This window comes from Amycolatopsis nivea (assembly GCF_004522235.1).
GTDB classification, from domain to species: Bacteria; Actinomycetota; Actinomycetes; order Mycobacteriales; family Pseudonocardiaceae; genus Amycolatopsis; species Amycolatopsis nivea.
Genome location: NZ_SDLT01000008.1, coordinates 173,655 through 194,612, shown reverse-complemented (window position 1 = coordinate 194,612; position 20,958 = coordinate 173,655). Strand labels below are relative to the sequence as shown.

Annotated in this window: 20 protein-coding genes; 10 read left to right on the top strand and 10 right to left on the bottom strand. The window is 70.3% G+C overall.

Annotated features, from left to right (window positions below):
• Positions 1-201: 201 nt before the first annotated feature.
• Genes EIZ44_RS12435 through EIZ44_RS12425 form a run of 3 tightly spaced genes read right to left on the bottom strand, consistent with a single transcriptional unit; the run spans position 202 to position 3,709 of the window.
• Positions 202-1,206, bottom strand: a complete 1,005-nt coding sequence (locus EIZ44_RS12435) for a ferredoxin--NADP reductase (RefSeq protein ID WP_134728637.1) — start codon at positions 1,204-1,206, stop codon at positions 202-204.
• On the bottom strand, positions 1,203-2,849 hold the full coding sequence (locus EIZ44_RS12430; RefSeq protein ID WP_134728636.1) for an FAD-binding protein: 1,647 nt from the start codon (positions 2,847-2,849) through the stop codon (positions 1,203-1,205). The genes EIZ44_RS12435 and EIZ44_RS12430 overlap by 4 nt, the downstream gene beginning before the upstream one ends.
• Positions 2,849-3,709, bottom strand: coding sequence for an alpha/beta fold hydrolase (locus tag EIZ44_RS12425; RefSeq protein WP_134728635.1), 861 nt, complete (start codon positions 3,707-3,709; stop codon positions 2,849-2,851). The genes EIZ44_RS12430 and EIZ44_RS12425 overlap by 1 nt, the downstream gene beginning before the upstream one ends.
• Positions 3,710-3,838: 129 nt before the next feature.
• Between EIZ44_RS12425 and EIZ44_RS12420 the strand changes: the two genes are divergently transcribed.
• Positions 3,839-4,369 carry a flavin reductase family protein gene (locus EIZ44_RS12420; RefSeq protein ID WP_134728634.1) on the top strand — a complete coding sequence of 177 codons (531 nt, stop codon included), beginning with the start codon at positions 3,839-3,841 and terminating at the stop codon, positions 4,367-4,369.
• A gap of 45 nt (positions 4,370-4,414) precedes the next feature.
• Here the strand turns inward: EIZ44_RS12420 and EIZ44_RS12415 are convergent, their stop codons facing one another.
• From EIZ44_RS12415 to EIZ44_RS12405, 3 genes are read right to left on the bottom strand one after another with little or no spacing between them, the layout of a single operon-like run.
• Positions 4,415-5,899 carry an aldehyde dehydrogenase gene (locus EIZ44_RS12415; RefSeq protein WP_134728633.1) on the bottom strand — a complete coding sequence of 495 codons (1,485 nt, stop codon included), beginning with the start codon at positions 5,897-5,899 and terminating at the stop codon, positions 4,415-4,417.
• A 24-nt stretch (positions 5,900-5,923) separates the two neighbouring features.
• Positions 5,924-7,234, bottom strand: a complete 1,311-nt coding sequence (locus EIZ44_RS12410; protein ID WP_134728632.1) for an MFS transporter — start codon at positions 7,232-7,234, stop codon at positions 5,924-5,926.
• A 17-nt stretch (positions 7,235-7,251) separates the two neighbouring features.
• On the bottom strand, positions 7,252-8,637 hold the full coding sequence (locus EIZ44_RS12405) for an FAD-binding protein (RefSeq protein ID WP_037812297.1): 1,386 nt from the start codon (positions 8,635-8,637) through the stop codon (positions 7,252-7,254).
• A gap of 155 nt (positions 8,638-8,792) precedes the next feature.
• Here EIZ44_RS12405 and EIZ44_RS12400 point away from each other — a divergent pair, with 155 nt between their 5' ends.
• The 5 genes from EIZ44_RS12400 to EIZ44_RS12380 are packed head-to-tail and all read left to right on the top strand — an operon-like array spanning position 8,793 to position 14,450.
• On the top strand, positions 8,793-9,569 hold the full coding sequence (locus EIZ44_RS12400; protein ID WP_037812737.1) for an IclR family transcriptional regulator: 777 nt from the start codon (positions 8,793-8,795) through the stop codon (positions 9,567-9,569).
• Positions 9,566-10,771 carry a CaiB/BaiF CoA transferase family protein gene (locus tag EIZ44_RS12395; protein ID WP_134728631.1) on the top strand — a complete coding sequence of 402 codons (1,206 nt, stop codon included), beginning with the start codon at positions 9,566-9,568 and terminating at the stop codon, positions 10,769-10,771. Before EIZ44_RS12400 ends, EIZ44_RS12395 begins: the two co-directional genes overlap by 4 nt.
• Positions 10,768-11,610 carry a citryl-CoA lyase gene (locus EIZ44_RS45110; protein ID WP_037812299.1) on the top strand — a complete coding sequence of 281 codons (843 nt, stop codon included), beginning with the start codon at positions 10,768-10,770 and terminating at the stop codon, positions 11,608-11,610. Before EIZ44_RS12395 ends, EIZ44_RS45110 begins: the two co-directional genes overlap by 4 nt.
• Positions 11,607-14,150, top strand: coding sequence for an aconitate hydratase AcnA (gene acnA / locus EIZ44_RS12385; RefSeq protein WP_134728630.1), 2,544 nt, complete (start codon positions 11,607-11,609; stop codon positions 14,148-14,150). The genes EIZ44_RS45110 and acnA overlap by 4 nt, the downstream gene beginning before the upstream one ends.
• 15 nt (positions 14,151-14,165) lie before the next feature.
• A complete protein-coding gene (locus EIZ44_RS12380; protein WP_134728629.1) occupies positions 14,166-14,450 on the top strand; it encodes a YciI family protein in 285 nt (94 codons plus the stop codon).
• 546 nt (positions 14,451-14,996) lie between these two features.
• Here EIZ44_RS12380 and EIZ44_RS12375 read toward each other — a convergent pair.
• Together EIZ44_RS12375 and EIZ44_RS12370 are read right to left on the bottom strand one after the other, a co-directional pair.
• Positions 14,997-15,905 carry a LysR family transcriptional regulator gene (locus tag EIZ44_RS12375; protein WP_134728628.1) on the bottom strand — a complete coding sequence of 303 codons (909 nt, stop codon included), beginning with the start codon at positions 15,903-15,905 and terminating at the stop codon, positions 14,997-14,999.
• Between the two features lie 386 nt (positions 15,906-16,291).
• The gene (locus tag EIZ44_RS12370) at positions 16,292-17,056 is read right to left on the bottom strand and encodes a group II truncated hemoglobin (protein WP_134728627.1); all 765 of its coding nucleotides are present in this window, start codon (positions 17,054-17,056) and stop codon (positions 16,292-16,294) included.
• A 74-nt stretch (positions 17,057-17,130) separates the two neighbouring features.
• Here EIZ44_RS12370 and EIZ44_RS12365 point away from each other — a divergent pair, with 74 nt between their 5' ends.
• Positions 17,131-17,463, top strand: a complete 333-nt coding sequence (locus tag EIZ44_RS12365; protein WP_037812304.1) for a winged helix-turn-helix transcriptional regulator — start codon at positions 17,131-17,133, stop codon at positions 17,461-17,463.
• A gap of 3 nt (positions 17,464-17,466) precedes the next feature.
• Here the strand turns inward: EIZ44_RS12365 and EIZ44_RS12360 are convergent, their stop codons facing one another.
• Positions 17,467-17,823: a DUF488 domain-containing protein gene (locus EIZ44_RS12360; RefSeq protein WP_037812305.1), complete on the bottom strand. Its 357-nt coding sequence runs from the start codon at positions 17,821-17,823 to the stop codon at positions 17,467-17,469.
• A 98-nt stretch (positions 17,824-17,921) separates the two neighbouring features.
• Between EIZ44_RS12360 and EIZ44_RS12355 the strand changes: the two genes are divergently transcribed.
• Genes EIZ44_RS12355 through EIZ44_RS12345 form a run of 3 tightly spaced genes read left to right on the top strand, consistent with a single transcriptional unit; the run spans position 17,922 to position 20,104 of the window.
• Positions 17,922-18,788, top strand: coding sequence for a LysR family transcriptional regulator (locus tag EIZ44_RS12355; protein ID WP_037812306.1), 867 nt, complete (start codon positions 17,922-17,924; stop codon positions 18,786-18,788).
• Positions 18,789-18,827: 39 nt separating this feature from the next.
• Positions 18,828-19,439, top strand: a complete 612-nt coding sequence (locus tag EIZ44_RS12350; protein WP_078870431.1) for a TetR/AcrR family transcriptional regulator — start codon at positions 18,828-18,830, stop codon at positions 19,437-19,439.
• The gene (locus EIZ44_RS12345) at positions 19,436-20,104 is read left to right on the top strand and encodes a DUF3159 domain-containing protein (protein ID WP_134728626.1); all 669 of its coding nucleotides are present in this window, start codon (positions 19,436-19,438) and stop codon (positions 20,102-20,104) included. The genes EIZ44_RS12350 and EIZ44_RS12345 overlap by 4 nt, the downstream gene beginning before the upstream one ends.
• Here EIZ44_RS12345 and EIZ44_RS12340 read toward each other — a convergent pair.
• Complete coding sequence (locus EIZ44_RS12340; protein WP_078870432.1) at positions 20,061-20,900, bottom strand: GH25 family lysozyme; 840 nt, start codon at positions 20,898-20,900, stop codon at positions 20,061-20,063. The genes EIZ44_RS12345 and EIZ44_RS12340 overlap by 44 nt on opposite strands.
• Positions 20,901-20,958 lie beyond the last annotated feature (58 nt).

The window sequence follows — 20,958 nt, the reverse complement described above, 5'->3', positions numbered from 1 at the left end:
GTGATCAGGGGAATCCCCGCCGGAATACGAGGTCCCGCACTGATGAGGCCGGAATCGACGTGAGCGTAATCACGGCCGCCGCACCGCCCTCGCACGATCCCGCTCACCGGGAGTCCGCGTCAGATGGGCGACATTGAGGACCACGTCGATGCCGCGAGTTCAGCCGCCGAGGCCGAGATCGCGGACCGGTCCATGCCCACCTCACTGAACTTCGTACGTAACCTTGACCTCGTCCGTCCTAGGCCGGGCCTGACAGGCCAGGATCAACCCGTCCGCAAGATCCCGGCCATCCAGGACTTCGTTGTGCGCCAGATCCACTTCACCGCTCACAAGCACGCAAGCGCAGGCACTGCACGCACCCTCCCGGCACGAGAACGGCGCGTCCAATCCGGCCGCCAGGAGGACGTCGAGCAACGCATTCTCCCGCGGCCAGCGCAAGGTCCGCGTTTCCCCGTCAAGCTCGACTTCCACCATGCTCGCAGGACCGGACTCGTCCACCGCCACCGCCCCGAACGGATCGCCCGTGAGCGACGTGAACCGTTCTACGGTAATGCTTTCCACTCCGAGTCCTTTAAGGACCATCGAAGCCAAATCCATGAACGGTCCTGGTCCACAAAGGAACGCTTCCCGATCTCGGTACGGCGCGGTCAACGCCCGAAGCCTGGCCTCGGTCGGCAACCCCTGCACTGACTCCAGCCAGTGCAGCACAGTCAACCGATCCGGATGCTCCTTCGCCAGCCGCAGCAAGTCGTCCCGGAAGATCACCGACCGCTCGTCCCGATTCGCGTACACCAGGGTCACGTGTCCGGACCCGGCCCGCAGACAGGACTTCAGGATCGACAGCACCGGCGTGATCCCGCTTCCGGCGGCGAGCAGCAACACGTCGGCATCGAGCGAACGCGGCGCGAACGTGCCCGACGGCCGCAGCACCTCCAGCACAGTCCCCTCGACCGCGTTGTCCACCAACCAATTCGACCCGTACCCGCCCGCGGTGCGCTTCACCGTGATTCTCGCTGGCTCGTCGCAATGCGGGGAACTGCACAACGAATAGCACCGCGCGACACTGTCCTCAGTGGACGGGATCCGCACGGTGAGGAATTGCCCGGGCAAATAGGTGAAACTGCCGTCGATCGGTTCCAGGACCAGCGAATGCGCGTCAGCGGTCTCGCGGACCACCTCGGTCACCCGCACGCGCGTCGCGTTCATGCCGAGCGCGCGGCCGCGTGCTGCGCCGCGAGATAGCCGAAGACGATCGACGGGCCGATCGTCGCGCCTGGACCGGCGTATTCGTTGCCCATCACCGCGGCGGTCGTGTTGCCCGTGGCGTAGAGGCCGTCGATCGCCGAGCCGTCCTCCCGCAGGACCCGGCTGTTCTCGTCGCACACCAGGCCGCCCTTGGTGCCGAGGTCGCCGACCTCGATGCGGAACGCGTAATACGGGCCTCGCTCGATCACGTCGAGACACGGGTTCTGCAGCGTCGGATCGCCGTAATACCGGTCGTAGGCCGATTTCCCACGACCGAAGTCCGCGTCCACTCCGGTGCGGGCAAAGCCGTTGAACCGCTTCACCGTTTCCGCCAACGCGTCGGCCGGAACGCCGATTTTCTCGGCCAGCCCGGCGAGAGTGTCCGCGCGGTGCGCGATGCCCGCCGCGTAGTACGGCTCCGGAATCGGCGCACCCGGCAGGATCTGCGCGAACGGATACCGTGCCCGGGCTTTGGCGTCCATGACGAACCAGGCGGGCACGTGTCCGCCCTCGAGCTGGGCGTGCACGAAGGTGACGTACGGCGCGGACTCGTTGGTGAACCGCGTGCCCTCGGCCGACACGATGACCGAACGCGGGATCGACCGCTCGGACACCAGCGGCACGACCGCACCCGACGGATGCCGCACGGACGGCATCCACCACGCGTCGTCCATCAGGGCCGTGGCCGCACCAACGCCCAGCCCTGCCTCGATGCCGTCGCCGACGTTCTCCCGCGCACCGCCGCTGTAATCGTCCCACGCGGCCTCGGGCAGATAACGTTTCCGCAGATCAGCGCTGTGCTCGAAGCCACCGGTCGCCAGCAGCACGCCACGGCGGGCACGGATCCGCCTCGGGGTTCCCTCGTGCTCGGTCACGATCCCGGTCACCCGGCCCTCCTCGACGACCAGCTCGGTCATCGGCGACCGCAGCCACAGCGGGACCCCGGCGTCCTTCAACGCCATCCGCAACCGCGCGACGAGCGCACGACCGCCGGTCGCCATATGCCGGCGCCGCACCACGTTGGACGACACTCGCCAAGCGGCGATCACCGACGCCCACCGGCCGCGCCAAGTCCGCTTGACCATCGCCAGATCGTGGTAATCCTTCGCGGTGACCCACAGGCCGAGCGGCCCCTTCATCGTGTTCGGCCGCTGGTACCGCTCGTCCTCGCCGAGCTGCCGGGTGTCGAACGGCTTCGCCTCGACCGACCGGCCGAGCGGACGACCGCCCTCCAGCTCCGGGTGGTAATCGGCGTAACCCTTCACCCAGAAGAACCGCAGCCACTTGCTTCGCTCCAGCAGCTCCATCGCCGCCGGGCCGTGGTCCACATACGCGTCGAGCCGCTTCGATGGCACCCGCCCCTCGGTGAGCAGGTCGAGGTAGCGACGGATCGACGCACGGCTGTCGTCGTGCCCGGCCGCGCGCAGCGTCGGGTTGTTCGGGATCCAGATGCCGCCGCCGGAAATCCCGGTGGAACCGCCGTACATCGCGCCTTTCTCGACGACCAGCACGTCCAGCCCGGCCGCCGCGGCGGTCAGCGCCGCGGTCATCCCGCCGCCGCCCGAACCGACGACGACGAAGTCGTGCTCCGCGTCCCAGGCCATCACTCGCCGTCCTTCCGGAGCAGGAACGCGAGGACGGCGCTTTCCCACGCGTCCTTCTGCTCGATCATCGTCCAGTGGCCGCAGTTCGGGAGAATGTGCAGTTCCGCGTGGGGAATGGTGCGCATCGGAATCAGCGCCATGTCGAGCGGGCTGACCCGGTCGTCGCGGCCCCAGGTGATGAGCGTCCGGGCGCGGATCTTGCGCAGCGTCGCCCACAGCGGGGTGACGTCGAAAGCCGCGGCCGCCTGCGCCTGCAGCACCCCTTTGCCGTACATTTTCTTGGCGCTGGCCAAGGAATCCGGCGCGGTAGACAGCTTCCACCGCTCCTCGATCAGCTCCTCGGTGATCAGGCCGCGGTCGAAAACCATCGAGTTCAGCCACTGCACGAGCCGTTCGCGGGTCGGGTCCTCGACGAACTCGGTCAGCAGGTTGATGCCCTCGCCCGGGGCCGGGCTGAAGATGTTCGTGCCCATCCCGCCGACGGTCACCAGCCGGCGAACCCGGTCCGGATGCTCGATCGCGATGCGAGTGGCGACGAATCCGCCCATCGAGTTGCCGACCAGGTCGGCCGCGGCGATGCCGAGCCCGTCGAGCAGGTCGAGCACCGCGCGTTCGGCGGCGGGCATCGGCGGCGCGTCGATCGGATCGCTCACGCCGAAGCCGGGAAATTCCAGGATCAGGCACCGGAAACGCGCGGCGAACGACGGCAGGTTCGCGCGGAAGTTCTGCCATCCGGTGACGCCGGGACCGGATCCGTGCAGCAGCACGACCGGCGGCCCGTCGCCTGCTTCGTGGTAGCGCAGCACGCCCCGGTCGGTGCGAAGTTCGCGCAGCGTCGCGTCGTGGCTCAGTTCCGGCATGGCTGACCTCTTGCTCGTGGGTGCGGGATGCCGCCGAAGCTAGCCAGCCGCCGAACCCGCGCGCGGCGGAAGTCCCGGTCACCGAGAGAGCCGGGATCAGGGTTCGCCCGCGGCTTTTACCGTCGAGTCATGCAAGCCACCGAAGCACCGAGCCCGCTGGAGATGCGCCGCGCACTGAGCCGGTTCGCCAGCGGGGTCACCGTGGTGACCGGCGTCGACCACGACGAGGCGGTGGGATTCACCTGCCAGTCCTTCACATCGGTGTCGCTGGAACCGCCGCTGGTGCTGTTCTGCGCCGACCGCGGCGGCCGAGCGTGGCCGCGCATCCGCTCCGCCGGACGGTTCTGCGTCAACGTGCTCGCCGAACCGCAAACCGATCTCTGCGCCCGCTTCGGATCCCGCCGCGGGCTTCGCTTCGAAGGACTGGATTGGGAGCTTTCCGGCTGGGGCACCCCGGAATTGCCCGGTGTCCTGCTGCGCGTGCACGCCGAGATCGAGACAGTGCACCGCGCGGGCGACCACGACGTCGTCCTCGGCCGGGTGCTCGCCCTCGACCCCGGAGCTGACGAACGGCCGATGATTTTCTACCGCGGCGATTTCGGCGTCGAAGGAAGTCCGGACGAGGTGCCGGGTTATCTCTGGGGGTGGAGCGACCGCTGAGCCGCGCCGACGGCGAAGCCTCGTCAGCGCGGCCTCGGTCGCCGCTCACGCGCGCGGGTTGAACGGATCGGCGATGCGGTTGCCGGTGTCGATCCACGCGGTTTTGACCTCGGTGTACTCCTCGATCGCGTGGAACCCGTTCTCCCGGCCGATGCCGCTTTCCTTGAACCCGCCGAACGGGGCCACGTAGTTCGTCTTGCGGTAGTTGTTCACCCAGACGCTGCCCGCGCGCAGACGGCGGATCATCCGGTGCGCGCGGGCGACGTCGCGGGTCCAGACGCCGGCCGCCAGCCCGAACGCGGTGTCGTTGGCGATGCGGACGGCGTCGTCCTCGTCCCGGAACTTGATGACGACGGCGACCGGCCCGAACACCTCCTCGCGGGCGATCCGCATGTCGTTGGCGACCCCGGTGAACACGGTCGGGCGGACGAACAATCCCTTGCTCAGCGCGGGATCCTCGGGCCGGCCGCCGCCTGCCGCCAGCTGTGCGCCGTCGGCCTTGGCGACCTCGATGTAGTGCAGCACCTTGTCGTACTGCGCCTGGCAGGCGACCGTCCCCATCTCGGTGTCCGGGTCGAGCGGGTCGCCGAGTTTGATCCGCTCGGTGCGCTCGATCAGCGCGGCGGCGAACTCGTCGTGAACGTCCTCGTGGACGAGGACCCGGGACCCGGCCATGCACGTCTGCCCGGTGGCGGCGAAGATCCCCGCGACGACGCCGTTGACCGCGTTGTCCAGATCGGCGTCCGGGAACACGATGTTCGGGGATTTCCCGCCCAGCTCCAGCGAAACGCGGGCGAGCCGTTCCGCCGCGGTCACCGCGATCTTCTTGCCCACCGCGGTCGATCCGGTGAAGGCGATCTTGTCGACGCCGCGGTGCCCGGCGAGCGCGGCGCCTGCCTCGCCCGCGCCAGTGACGACATTGACGACCCCGTCTGGGAACCCGGCCTCCTGGATCAGCCTGGCCAGCACCAGCGTGGACACTGGCGTGATCTCGGACGGCTTGACCACCACCGTGTTCCCGGCGGCGAGAGCGGGACAGAGCTTCCACAGCAGGAGCGCCAGCGGACTGTTCCACGGCGTGATGGCCGCGACCACGCCGATCGGCTCGCGCACCGTGAACACCTGCATGTTGGGCACGCTGCTCGCGAGCGTCTCCCCCACCGGAGCTTCGGCCACACCCGCGAAGAAGTAGCAGTGGTTGGCCAGCGCGGCGGTCTGACCGGCGACCTCGCGGATGAGCTTGCCGTTTTCGAGCACCTGGATGCGGGCGAGTTCGTCGGCGTTTTCCTTGATGAGGTCGCCGAATTTCCGCAGCAGAGCGGCGCGTCGCAACGGGGTCGACTGCGCCCACGGTCCCTCGTCGAACGCGCGCCGGGCCGCGGTGACCGCGTCGTCGACGTCCTGGACCGTGGCGGCGGGCACGTGCGCCCACTCCTGGCCGTCGAACGGGTTGACCGACGGGAAGGTGGCGCCGTCGGACGCGACGCGCCATTTTCCGTCGATCAGCATCTCGTAGTTCTCGGTGGACATGAAAGCAGTTCTCCCAACAGGTGTTCAGGCGGAGGCGGAGGCGGCCGGTTCGGTCGCCGGGGCGGCGGACCGCCGACGGCGCGAAGTACCGGCGACAGCGACAAGCGAGATGGCAGCGGCGACAACGGTCAGCAACGCGAGCGGCCACCACCGGGTGCCGTTGCCGACCACGGCTTCGGCGATGAAAGGCGTGGGAGCGCTGAAGATCAGCGCCCCGAGCGCGTTGCTCAGCGCGGTGCCGCTGTAGCGGACGCGGGTGTCGAACTGGTCGGCGATCACGCTGGAAATCACGGAGTACACGGTGGCGTGCGCGCCCAGCATCATGACGGTGATCACGACGCCGGTGACCACCGCGTGGTCGCCGTCCAGCAACCAGAAGAACGGGAACACGGCGACGGCGGTGAAAGCGATTCCGCCGAGCAGCACCGGGCGCGCGCCGATCCGGTCGCTCACCGAGGCTACGAGCGGCAGTGCGAGCAGGTCGACGGCGGCCGCGATCATCACGATGAGCAGTGCGGTGTTGCGGGGCATGCCCAGCGACGCCGTCGCGTAGGTCAGGAAGTACACCGAGATCAGGTAGAAGACGACGTTGACCGCCGCCTGCACGCCGGTGCCGGCGGCGAGTCCGCGCAGCGCACCGGTGAAGACTTCGCGCAGCGGCAGCCGCGCCGTCCGTCCGGCCGACTTGAGCTCGCTGAACTGCTCCGGTTCGGCGACTCCGAGCCGGATCACCAATCCGACGCCGACGAGTACGAAACCGGCGAGGAACGGGATCCGCCAGCCCCAGGCGAGCAACTGGTCGTCCGGCAGCGCCGACACCGCGGACATGACGGCCGTGGCGAGCACCAGGCCGAGCGGGCTGCCCATCTGCGGCGCGGACCCGAACAGCCGCCGGCGCGACGGCGGCGCGTGCTCGACCGACATCAGCACCGCGCCGCCCCATTCGCCGCCGACCGCGAGGCCCTGCAGCAGCCGCAACGCGATCAGCAGGATCGGGGCCGCGATGCCGATCGAGCGGTAGGTCGGCAGCACCCCGATCAGCCCGGTCGACGCGCCCATGACGCCCAGGGTCGCGATCAGCGTGGTCCGGCGGCCGAATTTGTCGCCGAGGTGGCCGAAGATCGCGGCTCCGATCGGCCGGGCGACGAACGCGACGCCGAGCGTGGCGAACGACGCCAGCCGTCCGCTGTGCGGGTCGGCCTCGGGAAAGAACAGCTCGCCGAAGACCAGGGCCGCGGCGAGCCCGTAGATGAAGAAGTCGAACCATTCGATGGTGGTGCCGACGAGGCTCGCGACGGCGGCGCGCCGGGACATGCTGCGGGTGGACGGGTTCATGGCTGTCTCCTGTGGCCTCAAGCCGCGGTGCTCGGGGTGGTGGAACGGGACGCCGCCGCTTCCCCGGCGACCCGGCCGAAGCAGAGGGCCCGCAGGACGGAGGTCGCGCCGGGGTATTTGCCGTGGTAGATCCCGGCGGTCTCGCCGACGGCGTACAGGCCGGGAATCGGTGCGCCGAGACGGTCCACGACGCGGGCGTGTTCGTCGGTTTTGAGGCCGCCGAAGGTGAAGGTGATGGCGCAGGTGACCGGCCACGCGACGTACGGCGGCTCGTCGATCGGGCGGGCCCAGTTGGATTTCGGCGGTTCGAGACCGCTGGTCGCGATCCCGTCGAGCGAGGTGACGTCGAGCGGGCCCGGCCTGGCCGCGGCGTTGTAGGCCTCGACGGTCGCCACGAGCGCGGCAGGGTCGAGATCGAGCCGCTGCGCCAGCGCTTCGAGGGTGTCGGCGGTTTCGGGCTCGCGGTCGGTCAGCACGGCGCGGGTGATGTCCTGGCACACCAGTTTCTGGTCCGCGACGACGTAGGCGAACTGGTCGGCGTCGCGCCAGATCCGGTAGGCCACCGACTCGAAGGTGTTGTCCGGGGTGTCGGAACCCTCGTCGAGGAACCGCTGCGCGCGGTGGTCGACCAGAATGCCGTACGGGTAGACCATGACCAGCGCTTCCGGCGAACGGGTGCGCGGATCGACCGGCTCGCCGTGGAAGCGCTCGAACTGCCCGTCCGTCGCCGCGCCCGCCCGCACGCCCATTTCGATGCCCTCGCCCTGGTTGGCGCGCCCGCCGGGGGCGATCGGCGAGAGTTCGTGCCCGCGCTCGCCGAGGTGGCGGTCGAGCAGTGCCGTGCTTCCTTCGAAACCGCCGCAGGCGAGCACCACTGTCGGCGCTTCCCAGCGCGTGCCGTCCGCCGTGACGACGCCGGTCACCGCGCCGGTCTCGTCCTGGACGAGGTCGTGGGCGGCGGTGTCGTAGCGGATGGTCCCGCCGAGGGTTTCCACCCGCGCGGCAAGGGTTTCGACGATCGCCGCGCCGCCGCCGACGGGCATCAGCCGCGGACCCTTCGAGGTCAGGAAGTAGGTCAGGTCCGGTTTGGTGGCGACGCCGTTCTCGTTGAGCCACTCCATCGTGGGCCGGGCCAGTGCGGCCAGCCTGCCGATGATCGCCGGATCGGTGCGTCCGCCGCTCAGGTCGCGCATCCGGGCGGAGAAGTCGGCAGCCGGTTCGCCGTCCGGTTCGAGCCGGAAGAACGCGCCGGTCCACGCGGTGTTGCCGCCGCGCTGAGCCTTCGACGTCCGTTCGAGCACGACGACCCGGCCTTCCGGACGGCATTCGAGAAACCGCACCGCGGTCGCGAGCCCGCCCGCGCCGCACCCCACCACGACCAGATCTGCCTGTTGTCGACTCACGAAACTCCCTTTCTCGTCCCGAGCGCGCCATTGAGCGGTTCAAGAATTCCGCTGTCCAGTCCGAGCATCGCGGAAAGTAGGAGAACACGCGCTCAAGGCTCAGTCAACCCACAATGCGGTTTACGCGAACCATCTGACGGTCTATGGTGGTGGACATGGCTGAGACTGGTACCGCTTCCACGCGGGTCGACGGCGGCGTGCGCAGCATCGCGAGAGCTGTCGAGGTGTTGGAACTGTTCGACGCGGCGCATCCGATCCGGCAGCTCCGCGAGCTGGTCGCACTCACCGGCCTGCCGAAGACCACCGTCGTGCGGCTGCTCGCGACGCTCGAATCCCTGGGGCTGATCGTGGACCGCGGCGACTCCTCCTACGGACCCGGCGCGGGTCTCCTCCGCTGGGTCAAGCTCGCGGAAGCGCTGTGGGAGGTGGGCCCGGAGGCGCGCCAGATCATGGCGCGGCTCGCCGAATCCTGCGGCGAGACCGTGAACGTCTACGTCCGCCGCGGCCTCGACCGGACCGCGATCGCCCAGGCTGAGGGCACCGCGACGGTCCGCAGCGTGGTCGCCGTCGGCGTGCCGTATCCGCTGGCGAGCGGGGCCAGCGCCAAGATCCTGCTCGGCGGCGCGCCGGACGAGGTGCTGCACGAGCTGGCCGGCCGCCGGTCCGGCCTCGAACTGGAGCCGCTGCGGCGGGAGGTCGCCAGCATCCGCGAGGCGGGCTACGCGGTGACGCACGGCGAACGCGAACTGGGCGCGTCGGCGGTGGCCGCCCCGATTTTCGCCAAGGACGGCCGGGTGATCGCGGCACTGTCCGCGAGCGGGCCGACCTCGCGCTTCACCGCCGATCGCGTCGGCCGCTACGTCGACGCGGTGACCGCGGCCGCCCGCGAGATCAGCGAAGCCGGGCTCGGCCCGGTGGAGGTGTTCCTGTGACCGCCGACCTGCTCGAGGGCGTGCGCGTCCTCGACCTCACCAACGTGCTGGCCGGTCCGTTCGCCGGGTACCAGCTCGCGCTGATGGGCGCCGAGGTGATCAAGGTCGAACCGCCCGGCACCGGCGACCTCGCCCGCCAGCTCGGCGCCGATCCGGAGCTGTCCGGCGAAGGGCTCGGCGTCTCGTTTCTCGCCCAGAACTCCGGAAAGCGGTCCGTGACGGTCGACCTCAAGAGCGAGGGGGGCAAGGACGTCTTCGCGAAGCTGGTGGCGCGCGCCGATGTGCTGCTGGAGAACTTCCGTCCCGGAGTGCTGGAGCGTCTCGGGTTCGGCTGGGACCGGCTGCGGGAAATCAACCCGAGACTGGTCTACTGCGCCGTCTCGGGATTCGGCGCGACCGGGCCGATGCGGCGCAGGCCGGCTTACGACCAGGTCGTCCAAGGGCTTTCGGGCATCATGAGCGTGACCGGCACGCCGGAGGTCGCGCCGCTGCGAGTCGGGTTCCCGGTGTGCGACAGCTTCGGCGGGCTCGCCGCGGCGTTCGCGATCTCCTCGGCGCTGCTCCGCCAGCGCCGCACCGGCCAAGGAGCTTTCCTCGACACCTCGATGCTGGACGCCGCGCTCACCGCCATGGGCTGGGTGGTGTCGGATCATCTGATCGGCGGCCGCGAACCGGCTCCGATGGCCAACGAGAACATCACCTCCGCGCCGTCCGGCACCTTCGAGACCGGCGACGGCGCGCTCAACATCGCGGCGAACAAGCAGGAGCAGTACGAGGTCCTCTGCCGGGTGCTCGGCCGCGAGGAGCTGATCAGCGATCCGAGGTTCGCCGTCCGCGAGGACCGCAAGCGCAACCGGGAGGCCCTGCGAGCGGAGCTGGAGACCTCCCTCAAGGAAAAGAGCGCGGCGGAGTGGGACGAGATCCTGCTGGAGGCCGGAGTACCGGCCGCGCCGGTGGTTTCCGTGCCCGAAGCACTGGCGTCGGAACAGATCGCGCACCGCGAACTCGTCACGACAGTCGAATCGCCCGCCGCGGCCGGCGGAGCGATGCGGGTGCTCGGCGCCCCCACCCGGGTCGACGGCGCACGGGTCGCCGCCGGCTCGCGACCGCCGCGGCTGGGCGAACACACCGACGCGGTCCTGCGGGAACTGGGGTTCGCGGAACCCGAGATCGCCCGGCTGCGGGAGGAGAAGGCGGTATGACCTCCGCTCGCGAAGAAGCGGTCCGGGCGACGTCGACCCGGGACGTGACCGAATGGTGGTCCACCGCGGTCTCAGACATCGAGCCCGGGAGCATCCGGCTGCGCGGCTATCCGGTGCAGGACTTGATCTCCGGCGCGGGCTTCGCGGAGACGGTCTGGCTGATGGTGCGCGGGGAGCTGCCCGGCAAGGCACAGGCCGCGCTGCTGGAGAAGGCCCTCGTCGCCGCGGTGGACCACGGCCCGCAGGCCCCGTCGATCGCCGCGGCGCGGATGGCGGCCACGTGCGGCGTCGGCCTGCACGGCGCGATGTCCACCGGCGTCGGCCTGCTCGGCGACGTGCACGGCGGCGCAGGACAGCAGTGCATGGAACTCCTCGGCCAGCTCCGCGCGGAGTCCGAAAAGGACGGTCTCGAGACCGCGGTCGCCAAGACGCTGACGGACTTCCGCTCCCGCCGGCAGCACATACCCGGCTTCGGGCACCGGTTCCACCCGCGCGACCCGCGCCGCGACCCCCTGCTGGAGGCGGTGGCCGACCAAGCCGCGGCCGGGGTGGTCGACGGGCGGTTCCTCGCCGTCGCCAGGGAACTCGAACGGCAGCTGGCGGCCGGGCGGGCCAAACCGGTCCCGATGAACATCGACGGGGCGACCGCCGTCGTCTACGCGGAACTCGGGTTCCCGCCGGAACTGGGCCGCGGGCTGTTCATCCTGTCCCGCTCGGTGGGGATCCTGTCCCACGCCTGGGAGGAAAGCCAGTCCGGACGCCGGATCAAGGGGCCGATCCCGCCGCCGCTGCTGCCCGCTTACACCGGGGCCTCCGAACGTCCGGTGCCGCAGCCGTGACCCTCGATTCGTTCCACGCGCTGCGGACTCTGCCCGGCGGCACCCGGTTCTTCAGCCTGCCCGCCGCCGAAGCGAACGGCGCGGGCCCGCTCGGCCGCTTGCCCTACTCCACCCGCGTCCTGGCGGAAAACGTGCTGCGGCACGAGAACGGCCGCACGGCGACGGCCGAGCACGTGCGCGCGCTGGCCCGCCGGGACACCGCCGCGGCGATCCCGTTCCACCCGGAACGGGTGCTGCTGCAGGACGCTTCCGGCATTCCTGTCCTCGCCGACCTGGTCGCGCTCGCCGAGCGGGCCGCCGGACTCGGGCTCGACCCGGCGTCGGTCGCCCCGCGCAAGCGGATGGACCTGGTCGTCGACCACGCGCTGGAGCTCGACACCGCGGGCTCTCCCCTGGCCGCCGCGACGAACCTCGACCGCGAGTACGCCCGCCACGCCGGCCGCTACCGGTTCCTCCGCTGGGCCCAGACCCGGTTTCCCGGCCTGCGGGTGGTCCCGCCCGGCATCGGGATCTGTCACCAGCTGAACCTCGAGGTGCTCGCCGACGTCGTCACGCCCGGCCCGCTCGCCGGGTTCGATTCCGTCGTCGGCACCGACAGCCACACCACGATGATCAATGGGCTGTCCGTGGCGGGCTGGGGAGCCGGCGGCATCGAGGCGACCGCCGCCGCTCTCGGCGAGCCTCTTTATCTGCGGGTGCCCGAGGTGGTCGGTGTCCGGCTGACCGGAGCGGTCCGGCCCGGCGTGCTGGCGACCGACGTGGCGCTGACGCTCGCCGCGCTGCTGCGCACGCACGGGGTCGTGCAGCGGATCGTGGAGTTCCACGGACCCGGCCTCGCCGGTTTGGCCGTGCCCGACCGCGCGACCATCGCGAACATGGCACCCGAGTACGGCGCGACCATGGCCTATTTTCCCGCCGACGCCCGCACGCTCGACTACCTTTCCGCGACTGGCCGCCCCGCCGAACCGGTGCGCGACTACCTTGCCGCGCAAGGGATGCTGTACGGAGCCGAGCCGGACTACGACGACGTGATCGAGCTGGACCTCGCCGCGGTGGACCGGACGCTGGCCGGACCGTCCCGCCCGCACCAGCCGCTCCGGCCCGCCGACCTGTACGACCCCGCGGCGGCCCGGCCCGGCTCTGGCGATCTGCCCGACGGAGCCGTGGTGATCGCCGCGATCACCAGCTGCACCATCACGTCCAACCCGCGGGCGATGGCTGCCGCCGGGTTGCTGGCTCGCAACGCCGTCGCCCGCGGCCTCGCAGTCGCACCGTGGACGAAGACCTCGCTGACCCCCGGTTCGCAGGCCACCGCGGACCTGCTCGCCGCTGCCGGCCTGCAACCGGCGCTGGACGAACTGGGCTTCCAAGTCGCCGGATTCGGCTGCGGCACCTGCATGGGCAACTCCGGCCCGCTCCGTCCGGACGTCGCGCGGCAGATCGGTGCCCGCGATCTCGCCGTTTCCGCCGTGCTGTCGGGCAACCGGAACTTCCCCGGCCGGATCCACCCCGACGTGCGCAACGCCTACCTCGCCTCGCCTCCCCTGGTCGTCGCGTTCGCGCTCGCGGGGCGCACCACGATCGACCTGGACCGCGAACCGCTCGGCACCGGCCGCGACGGGAATCCCGTGCTGCTGGCGGACCTCTGGCCCGCCGAAGCGGACATCGACGCGGCCGCCGCACTGGCGTCTCCCGGCGCGTCCTCGCCCATGACGACGGATCGCTGGCAGCGCCTGCCTCATCCGGACGACGAAAGCTACCAGTGGGAGGACGAAACGGGGACGATCCGGCGGCCGCCGTTCGCCGACGCCGAGATCGCCAGGCCGGTCCGAGAGGGGGACATCCGAGGCGCGCGGCCGTTGCTCGTGCTCGGCGACGGCATCACGACCGACCACATCTCCCCGGTCTCGCGCATCCTGCCCGATTCGGCGGCGGGCCAGTGGCTCGCCGAACGCGGGGTGGCGCGCGAGGACCTCGGCACCTACAGCTCCCGACGGCTCAACCACGAGGTGATGCTGCGCGGCGGTTTCGCCAACCCCCGGCTGCACAACGAACTCGCCGGGGAACGGCCCGGAGGCTGGACCCGCCTCCTCCCCGACGGCGACCTCGTACCGGTGCATGTCGCGGCCGCCGCCTACGCCGAGCGCGGCACTCCCGCGGTCGTCGTCGCCGGCCATTCCTACGGCGCCGGGTCGGCCCGCGACTGGGCCGCGAAGGTCACCCGGCTGCTCGGCGTGCAGGCGGTCCTCGCCCGGAGTTTCGAGCGCATCCATCGCACGAATCTCGTCGCGTTGGGCGTGCTGCCCGTCGAATGCCCTGAGCTGGGCGCGTTCGACGGCAGCGAGGAGTTCGACGTCCTCGGCCTGGAACACGGACCGCTCGTCAACGCCCCGCTCACCGTCGTCGTCCGCCGCGGCGGGCGGACGGTGTCCGAACACCCCGCGGTCGCCCGCGTCGACACCCGCGCCGAGGACGAATGGATGCGCGCGGGCGGCCTGCTCGCCCGGCTGCTCAAGACCGCGCATCTCTCCCACCGTTGATTCGAAAGGCTTGTCATGCAGTTCATGGTTCTCAGCCGCCGTCGCACCGAGACGTTCGAGGAGGCCGACTTCGCCGAGGTCGTCCCCGCCGAGACGGACCGGGTGCGCCGCCTCTACCTCGACGGCGTCGTCCGCCAGATCTGGCTGCGCGACGACCTCCCCGGCGCCTGCTTCGTCGTCGAAGCCCCGGACGAATCCACGGCCAGGTCCACAGTGGACGCTTTGCCGATGGCCAGTTCCGGGCTGTCGGAGTTCACGGTGATCCCGCTTCAGCCCTACCGGGGGTTCGGGCCGCGGTAAGACCGGTTCCGTACGCGCAGACCAGCCCGCCGGACTCGGCCCCGCGCCAAACGGGTAGCCGCGACGTCGGGTTTCGAAGTGCTCATTCCTGCCGCTCCCGACTCCTCGAAGGACACGGAGCCAGGCGCGCAGCCGACAACACCGCAGCCCGGGCCACCGGGGCCCGTGGCAGCCCGCTGTCCGGAACGGCTTCTCTCGGCCCGGCGACTGTTCCGGGTCGAGAGAGCGTCGCCGCCTCCATCCGCGAAACCCTCCGAGTGGGAACCGACCCGCTCCGAAATACGGCAGGAACGCATACGGCACACGAGGTCTCGACAGAACTCCGCACTGGGCGATCCGCCAAGACTCTTCTCTTTGCTCCCGGGTTCGCGGCTGTCGCGCCGGGAGAAACCTTGTTTTCGACACCTCACCATCATGTCGAACATCTGTTCGATACTGCATCGCTCGGCCAGGTAAATCCCGGTCACCCACTCGATACGGCCACCTCACCGCACGGAGTCATAGCGCGCGCACCGCGCCAAATCCAGCCACTCGCGAACCCCTCGCCTAGCACCCCCGGCCGATCGACCCGGCCTCCTCCTCCAGCGCCCGCACCATCGCCACCGCAGCGGGCTCCGGCCGCTCCCCCGTCACCGCCCACAACGTGCGCCGCAACCCGCCGCACTCGTCGCGTACGGGGATCCATCGGACGTCGGCAGGCAGTGAATCCGCCGCGAACCCGGGCACCAGCGAAATTCCCAGCCCCGCCGCGACCAGGCCCAGCCGGGTCGGCCACGTGCGCACCGCGAACGCGATCGACGGCCCGGCGATGCCCGGCCACGTCCCGAATTCCGGCGAACCGCCCGCGCCGACGATCCACTGCTGTTCGGCCAGTTCGTCCGGCTCGACCCAGCTTCGCCCGGCGAACGGATGCGATTCCGCTACCGCCACTCCGTACCCGATTCCGCTACGCAATTCGCTGCGGCGCAAGCCTTCGAAATCGTATTCCGGAAAACCGTCGCCGGTGACGACCACCGCGACGTCGAGCCGGCCGCGGCGCAGCGACTGGAGTTGCGCGGACGTCGCGGATTCGGCGAGCTGCACCTCCACGCCCGGATGCGCCCGCAGCAGCCGGGAAACCGCGCGCGGCAGCAAAACCGCCGACGCGGCGGGAAATCCGCCGACCGAGATCCGCCCGGCCAGCCGGTCGCGCAGTCCGGCGAGCTCTTTTCCGGCCGCGCTCACGCTTTCCAGCACCCGACCGGCGTGCCGGATCAGCACTTCGCCTGCTGTCGTAGGACGGATTCCACGTGCATGCCGTTCGAACAACGCGGTTCCAGTAGCACGTTCGCTCGCCGCGATCTGCCGCGATACCGCGGATTGCGTGTAGCCGAGCCGATGCGCGGCAGCACTGAACGACCCGGCGCGGGCAACCTCGACCACGACCCGGAGGCCGGTGAGCGTCAGATCAGCCATTCCGCCAACCATATCCGAAACGAACGGCCCCGGACGTCCACAGTAGACGCCAGCGCGGCCCCCTCCCTTGGCCCGCGACGCGAAACACCGGCTCGAACCGGGATTTTCGCGCCCCGAAGGACACCGAGCGTGCCCCAACTACCCCGCCGCGGGTGCCGCCGAACGCCCGAATCGCGGTTGCGGCGAACAGCCGAATTCGCCGGGGCTTCCGGAGCGGGCGAAACATTCGCGCGGAACAGGACGATGTCATTGCCGGGAGTGGCGAAGGGAATCGCCAGCGTGACCGTCGGCCGACGGTCTACTGTGGAATGCCCGCAGTTTACTGGACCCGTGTTGTCGTTTCTGGCTGTGCGGCACTTCTCATCGCCGCAAGGGATGACGCGAATTCAGTTCCCACTCCACGGAGGAGCCGACTCCCAGCCCCACCGAGGCACCGGCTGGTCGCCCACCGGCCCGGCGTCCGGGGCGGAGAACACCACCGCGAGCCTGCTGCCCCACTCCAAATATCCCGCGAGCGCGGCGCGGAACTCCGGGTCATTAGGCAACCCGACCTCGTCCGCAGTAGCCAGCAGCAGCGAAACCCACCGGCACCGCTGCGGTTCGGTGATCGCGCGGCCGGTGTGCCTGGAGATCATGTGCGCGTGTCCGCCGTGTCGCTCGGTGTACGCGGGCGGGCCGCCGAATACCTCGCCTAGCCAAAGCGCCACGTGGGCGGGGTGCGACGGGCTCATCCCCGCGAACACCTCGGCCAGCAGGTCATCCTCGGGCACTTTCGCGTAGAACGCCTCGGTCAGCCTGGCTAGCGCGGGCGCTCCGCCTGCCCACTCATAGAGCGTCGGCACCGCACCGCCCGGGCCGGTCACTTCGGTGCGTTCGTAATGCCGCATCTCTTCGATCTGCTCGACATAGGGCCGGATCTCGGCGAAGAACGCGGCGAAATGAGGGCCGCCGCGGAAGCCCTTGAGGTGGGCCTCGGCGGAGGTCCAGACTATGCGCAGGACATAGCTGCCAGGCTCGTCGGCGGCGTGCGAGAGTTCGTAGTCGTGACACTGTTCCGCGGCGGCGAGCGACTTGGCCGCGCGTCGGTAAGCGGCTTCGAAGTCCGCGTGCCCGCCGTCCGGGATGCGGTACCGGATGTACTCGATGATCACCGGATCACCCAAGCACGCGCCCGGCCGCGCGCCTAGTACGCACTTTCCGGTGCGTACTAGGCGATGATGGAGGGATGAAAGCGCGCTACTCCTGTGCGGTCGAGCTGGCCGTCGACGTCATGGGCGGGAAGTGGAAGCCGGTGATCCTGGCGCGGCTCAAGGAAGGCCCGCACCGGTACGGCCAGCTGCGCCGGGCCATTCCGTCGATCACCGAGAAGGTGCTCACCGAACAGCTGCGGGAGCTGGCCGCGGCCAGGCTGGTGGACCGGACCGAGGTGGGCGGACGGGTGCCGACGGTCGAGTACCGGCTGACCCCCGAAGGCGACGAACTGCGCCCGGCGCTGACCGCGTTGTACGAATGGGGCAGCCGGTATGCCGAGCGCAACGGCATCCAGGTCGGCGGCTGAACGCTAGCTGAGCAGGTCGGCCAGGACCGCCGCTTCGCTGATGTCGCTGCGTTTCGTCGCGGTCAGCAGGGTCAGCGGACCCTTTTTCGCCAGGGCGCGCAACTGGTCCAAGGCTTCCGCGCGTTCCGGTTCTTCCAGTTCCGAGCGGTAGCGTTCGGCGAATTCGTCGTAGCGGTCCGGGTCGTGGGAGTACCACTTGCGCAGGTCCGTCGACGGGGAGATCTGCTTGAGCCAGTCGTCCAGATGCGCGCGGTCCTTGCTCAGCCCGCGCGGCCACAGCCGGTCGACCAGGACCCGCGCGCCGTCGCTGGATTCCGGGGCGTCGTAGACCCGGCGTACCTGGACTTGGCGTTTGCTCATCGGGGCAGCGGCTCCTTCCGGTGTCAGCGGTTCCCGTCGCCACCCAGCGTCCGCCGGCAGCCGCCGCGACGCAAACGAAGGGGGTATAACCCCAGGGTATGGAACTGCGTCAGCTGCGGTATTTCGTGGCCGTGTTCACCGAGGGGTCGATCAGCCGGGCGGCCGGGTTGCTGCTGATGTCGCAGCCCGCGCTGACCAGGCAGATCCGGGTCCTCGAACGCGAACTCGGGACGCCATTGTTCGACCGGGTGCCGACGGGCGTGCAGGCGACGGTCGCCGGCCGGGCGTTGCACGAGCACGCGCGGCAGCTGCTGCGGCTCGCGGACGCGACACGGGAGGTCACGCGGTCCGCGGCTCCGGTCAAGGAGCAGGTCGAGATCGCGTTGCCGCCCGGGATTCCGCAGGACTGGGTGCTCGCGGCGCTCGCGGAAATCCGCCGTCAAGTGCCGGATGCCGCACTGTCGTTTTTGGACGCCAGCAGCACCGAGCAGCTGCGAATGCTCAGCGAGGGGCGGATCGACATCGGGCTGATCCACCAGAACCCGCCGTCGACGCTGCATGGGCGGTTGTTGTTCGAACATCCCTTCGGCGTCGCGATCCGGCCTGGTCACCAGCTTTTCGGACGCGCGCACTGCCGGCTGCGGGATCTCGACGACGTCCGGGTGCTGGCGCATTCGCGGGCGCAGGTCCCGGCCGGGCACGACCAGATGCTCGCCGCGGCGCACGGGCTTGGAGTGTCGCCGAACTGGCGGCTCGCGCGGTTCAACGAGAACGCGCTGGCCTGCGCGGAGGCGGTCGAGGCGGACGCGGTGCTGCTCAGCCGCCCCAGCGCGAACCGGATGCTGCCCGAGTGGGCCTGGAGCGAACTGGTCGAGCCGGGCGTGCCGCTGACGACGTGGGCGGCGTGCCAGCCGCAGACCCGGCGGATCGTCGGCGCGGTCATGGAGGTGCTGGCGAAGTTTTAGTGTTGCACTGTTACGCAATGCCGTTTTACTATCGTTGGCGTGAGCCCAAGACAGCGCGACGCCGCACTTCGCGAAAGCCTTCTGGCGACGGCCGCCCAGGTGCTGGCCGAGGAAGGCGGTCCAGCCTTGTCGACTCGGCGGCTGGCCCGCGAGCTGGGCGTGTCGACGACAGCGGTCTACACCTACTTCGGCAGCGTCGAGCAGTTGCGCCGGGAGGTGCGACTGGAGGGCTTTCGCCGGCTCGAAGAGACGATGGATTCCCCCGCTGAAGACCCGGTGACCGCCCTCGCCGCAGCGGTGGCGGCGTTTTTCCGGTTCGGGATGGCCGAACCGCATCTGTACCGGGCGATGTTCGTCGACCGTCCGCTGGACGACGACCGTGCGGGCGAGGCCTGTTTCTTGCTGCTGCGGAAGCTTCTCGACCAGGCGGTGGGGTCCGGCCGGTTTCCCGGCGTGCCCGCGGAGCAGACGGAAATGTGCGCGGCTCAGGTGTGGAGCACGCAGCACGGGCTGGCGACGATGGTGCTCAGCGGCGCGTTGCCGGAGGCCGCGGGGCAGGCAGCGCTGGCGGATCTGCTGGTGCGGCTGGCGATCGGGTACGGTGACGCCCCCGACCAGGCGGCCCGGTCAGTGGCGGGAGCACTGGAGTGAAGCGGCGTTTCCTTGGCAGGAAAGCGAATCCCGCGCCGAGACCGCGGATCGACACACCGTCCGGGATCGTCCTGTCCGCGATCCCCTCGGCGGTCCTCGCGCCGCTCAACGCCGTCGCTGGTACCGGAATCGCGGTCGGCGCCGCGGCTGCCCTCGCCGCCGTGCTCGCAGCGGTCCGGATCCGGCGCGGAAATCCGAAGGGACCGGCGTTCGGCGGGCTGGTCGGCGTCGGCATCGCCGGGTTCATCGCGTGGCAGACCGGATCCGGCGGCGGGCTTTTCCTGCCCGACCTCGTCTGGTACCTGCTGGCCGCGCTGGTGCTGGCCGGGTCGATCGTCGTGCGGCGGCCGCTCGTCGGTATCGGCTGGGCGGCGATCGGCCGCGCCGGGACCGAACGCGCCGCGCGCCGCCGGTTCACGGTCGCGACCGCGATCCTCGCCGCGGGCTTTCTCGTCCGGGCGGCGGTGACCGGCCTGCTCAGCCTCGACCCGGCGAACGCCTGGCTGGTCGCGGCCAAAGTCGCGACCGGACTGCCGGGCACGCTGGCCGGGCTGGCGGTCCTCGCCTGGGCACGGCCCCGTCCGGGAGCCCGGCCGGACCGGACTCCCGAACGGGTCCGGTTCAGCCGGTGGCCAGCACCTTCAGCCGGTCGATGCCCGCGCTGAAGTAGTCCTGGTCGAGCGGCGTCGAGGTGTACTGCCAGAAGGTGTAGAAGCCCCAGTTGTACGGCAGCGCGCCCGGCGACGACGAGTACGCCGCCACCCACAGCGGGTTGGTCGAGCTGAAGTCGCCCTTGTTGCCGGTGCACTGGGTCCACCAGCTGGTGGCCGTGTAGATCACCGGCCAGCGCGACGTCTTCGCGTGGTACTCGTCGCTGAACGCCTTGATCCACGACACCATCGCGGACTGGCTCAGCCCGTAGCAGGCGGAGTTGGGTCCCCATTCGATGTCGAGCGTGCCCGGCAGGGTCTTGCCGTCCTTCGACCAGCCGCCGCCGTGCGCGACGAAGTAGTCGGCCTGCGCCGCGCCGCCGGAGAGGTCGGGGCGGCCGTAGTGGTACGCGCCGCGGATCATGCCGACGTTGTACGAACCGTTGTACTGCTGGGTGAAGTCCGGGTTCTGGTAGCCGGTGCCCTCGGTCGCCTTCACGTAGGCGAACCGTTTGCCCTGGTTCCAATAGGACTGCCAGTCGACCGCCCCTTGGTAGCTGCTCACGTCGATGCCCGACGTGGTCGCCTCGACCGACGCCGGCGCGACCCCCGTGCCGCCTCCTTCGTGCGCCCGGATGGAGGCGCCCATCTGGTGGTTGTCCGGAGTCTCGGCCGAGGTGCCCGAAGCCGCGGCAGGTGCGGCCCCAGCGTCCGGCGCGGTCGCCACGAGCAGGGCGGCAGCCGCGGCGAGCACCGCACCGGTCAGGCGGCGGCGCGCCCTCCCGGCGGGTCCCCAGTGGTGAGTGGTCATGACAGGTCCTTTCGGATGCCCTCGCGACGTGCCACCCGATCAGGTGGCACGAGGACCT

Bases quoted from the DNA above. Each gene is read 5' to 3' on its own strand.
- EIZ44_RS12360 (WP_037812305.1), bottom strand. From the start codon at position 17,823: ATGAGCAAACGCCAAGTCCAGGTACGCCGGGTCTACGACGCCCCGGAA.
- EIZ44_RS12420 (WP_134728634.1), top strand. From the start codon at position 3,839: ATGCAAGCCACCGAAGCACCGAGCCCGCTGGAGATGCGCCGCGCACTG.
- EIZ44_RS45110 (WP_037812299.1), top strand. From the start codon at position 10,768: ATGACCTCCGCTCGCGAAGAAGCGGTCCGGGCGACGTCGACCCGGGAC.
- EIZ44_RS12375 (WP_134728628.1), bottom strand. From the start codon at position 15,905: ATGGCTGATCTGACGCTCACCGGCCTCCGGGTCGTGGTCGAGGTTGCC.
- EIZ44_RS12340 (WP_078870432.1), bottom strand. From the start codon at position 20,900: ATGACCACTCACCACTGGGGACCCGCCGGGAGGGCGCGCCGCCGCCTG.
- EIZ44_RS12400 (WP_037812737.1), top strand. From the start codon at position 8,793: ATGGCTGAGACTGGTACCGCTTCCACGCGGGTCGACGGCGGCGTGCGC.
- EIZ44_RS12365 (WP_037812304.1), top strand. From the start codon at position 17,131: ATGAAAGCGCGCTACTCCTGTGCGGTCGAGCTGGCCGTCGACGTCATG.
- EIZ44_RS12355 (WP_037812306.1), top strand. From the start codon at position 17,922: ATGGAACTGCGTCAGCTGCGGTATTTCGTGGCCGTGTTCACCGAGGGG.
- EIZ44_RS12415 (WP_134728633.1), bottom strand. From the start codon at position 5,899: ATGTCCACCGAGAACTACGAGATGCTGATCGACGGAAAATGGCGCGTC.
- EIZ44_RS12425 (WP_134728635.1), bottom strand. From the start codon at position 3,709: ATGCCGGAACTGAGCCACGACGCGACGCTGCGCGAACTTCGCACCGAC.
- EIZ44_RS12380 (WP_134728629.1), top strand. From the start codon at position 14,166: ATGCAGTTCATGGTTCTCAGCCGCCGTCGCACCGAGACGTTCGAGGAG.
- EIZ44_RS12430 (WP_134728636.1), bottom strand. From the start codon at position 2,849: ATGGCCTGGGACGCGGAGCACGACTTCGTCGTCGTCGGTTCGGGCGGC.
- EIZ44_RS12410 (WP_134728632.1), bottom strand. From the start codon at position 7,234: ATGAACCCGTCCACCCGCAGCATGTCCCGGCGCGCCGCCGTCGCGAGC.
- EIZ44_RS12435 (WP_134728637.1), bottom strand. From the start codon at position 1,206: ATGAACGCGACGCGCGTGCGGGTGACCGAGGTGGTCCGCGAGACCGCT.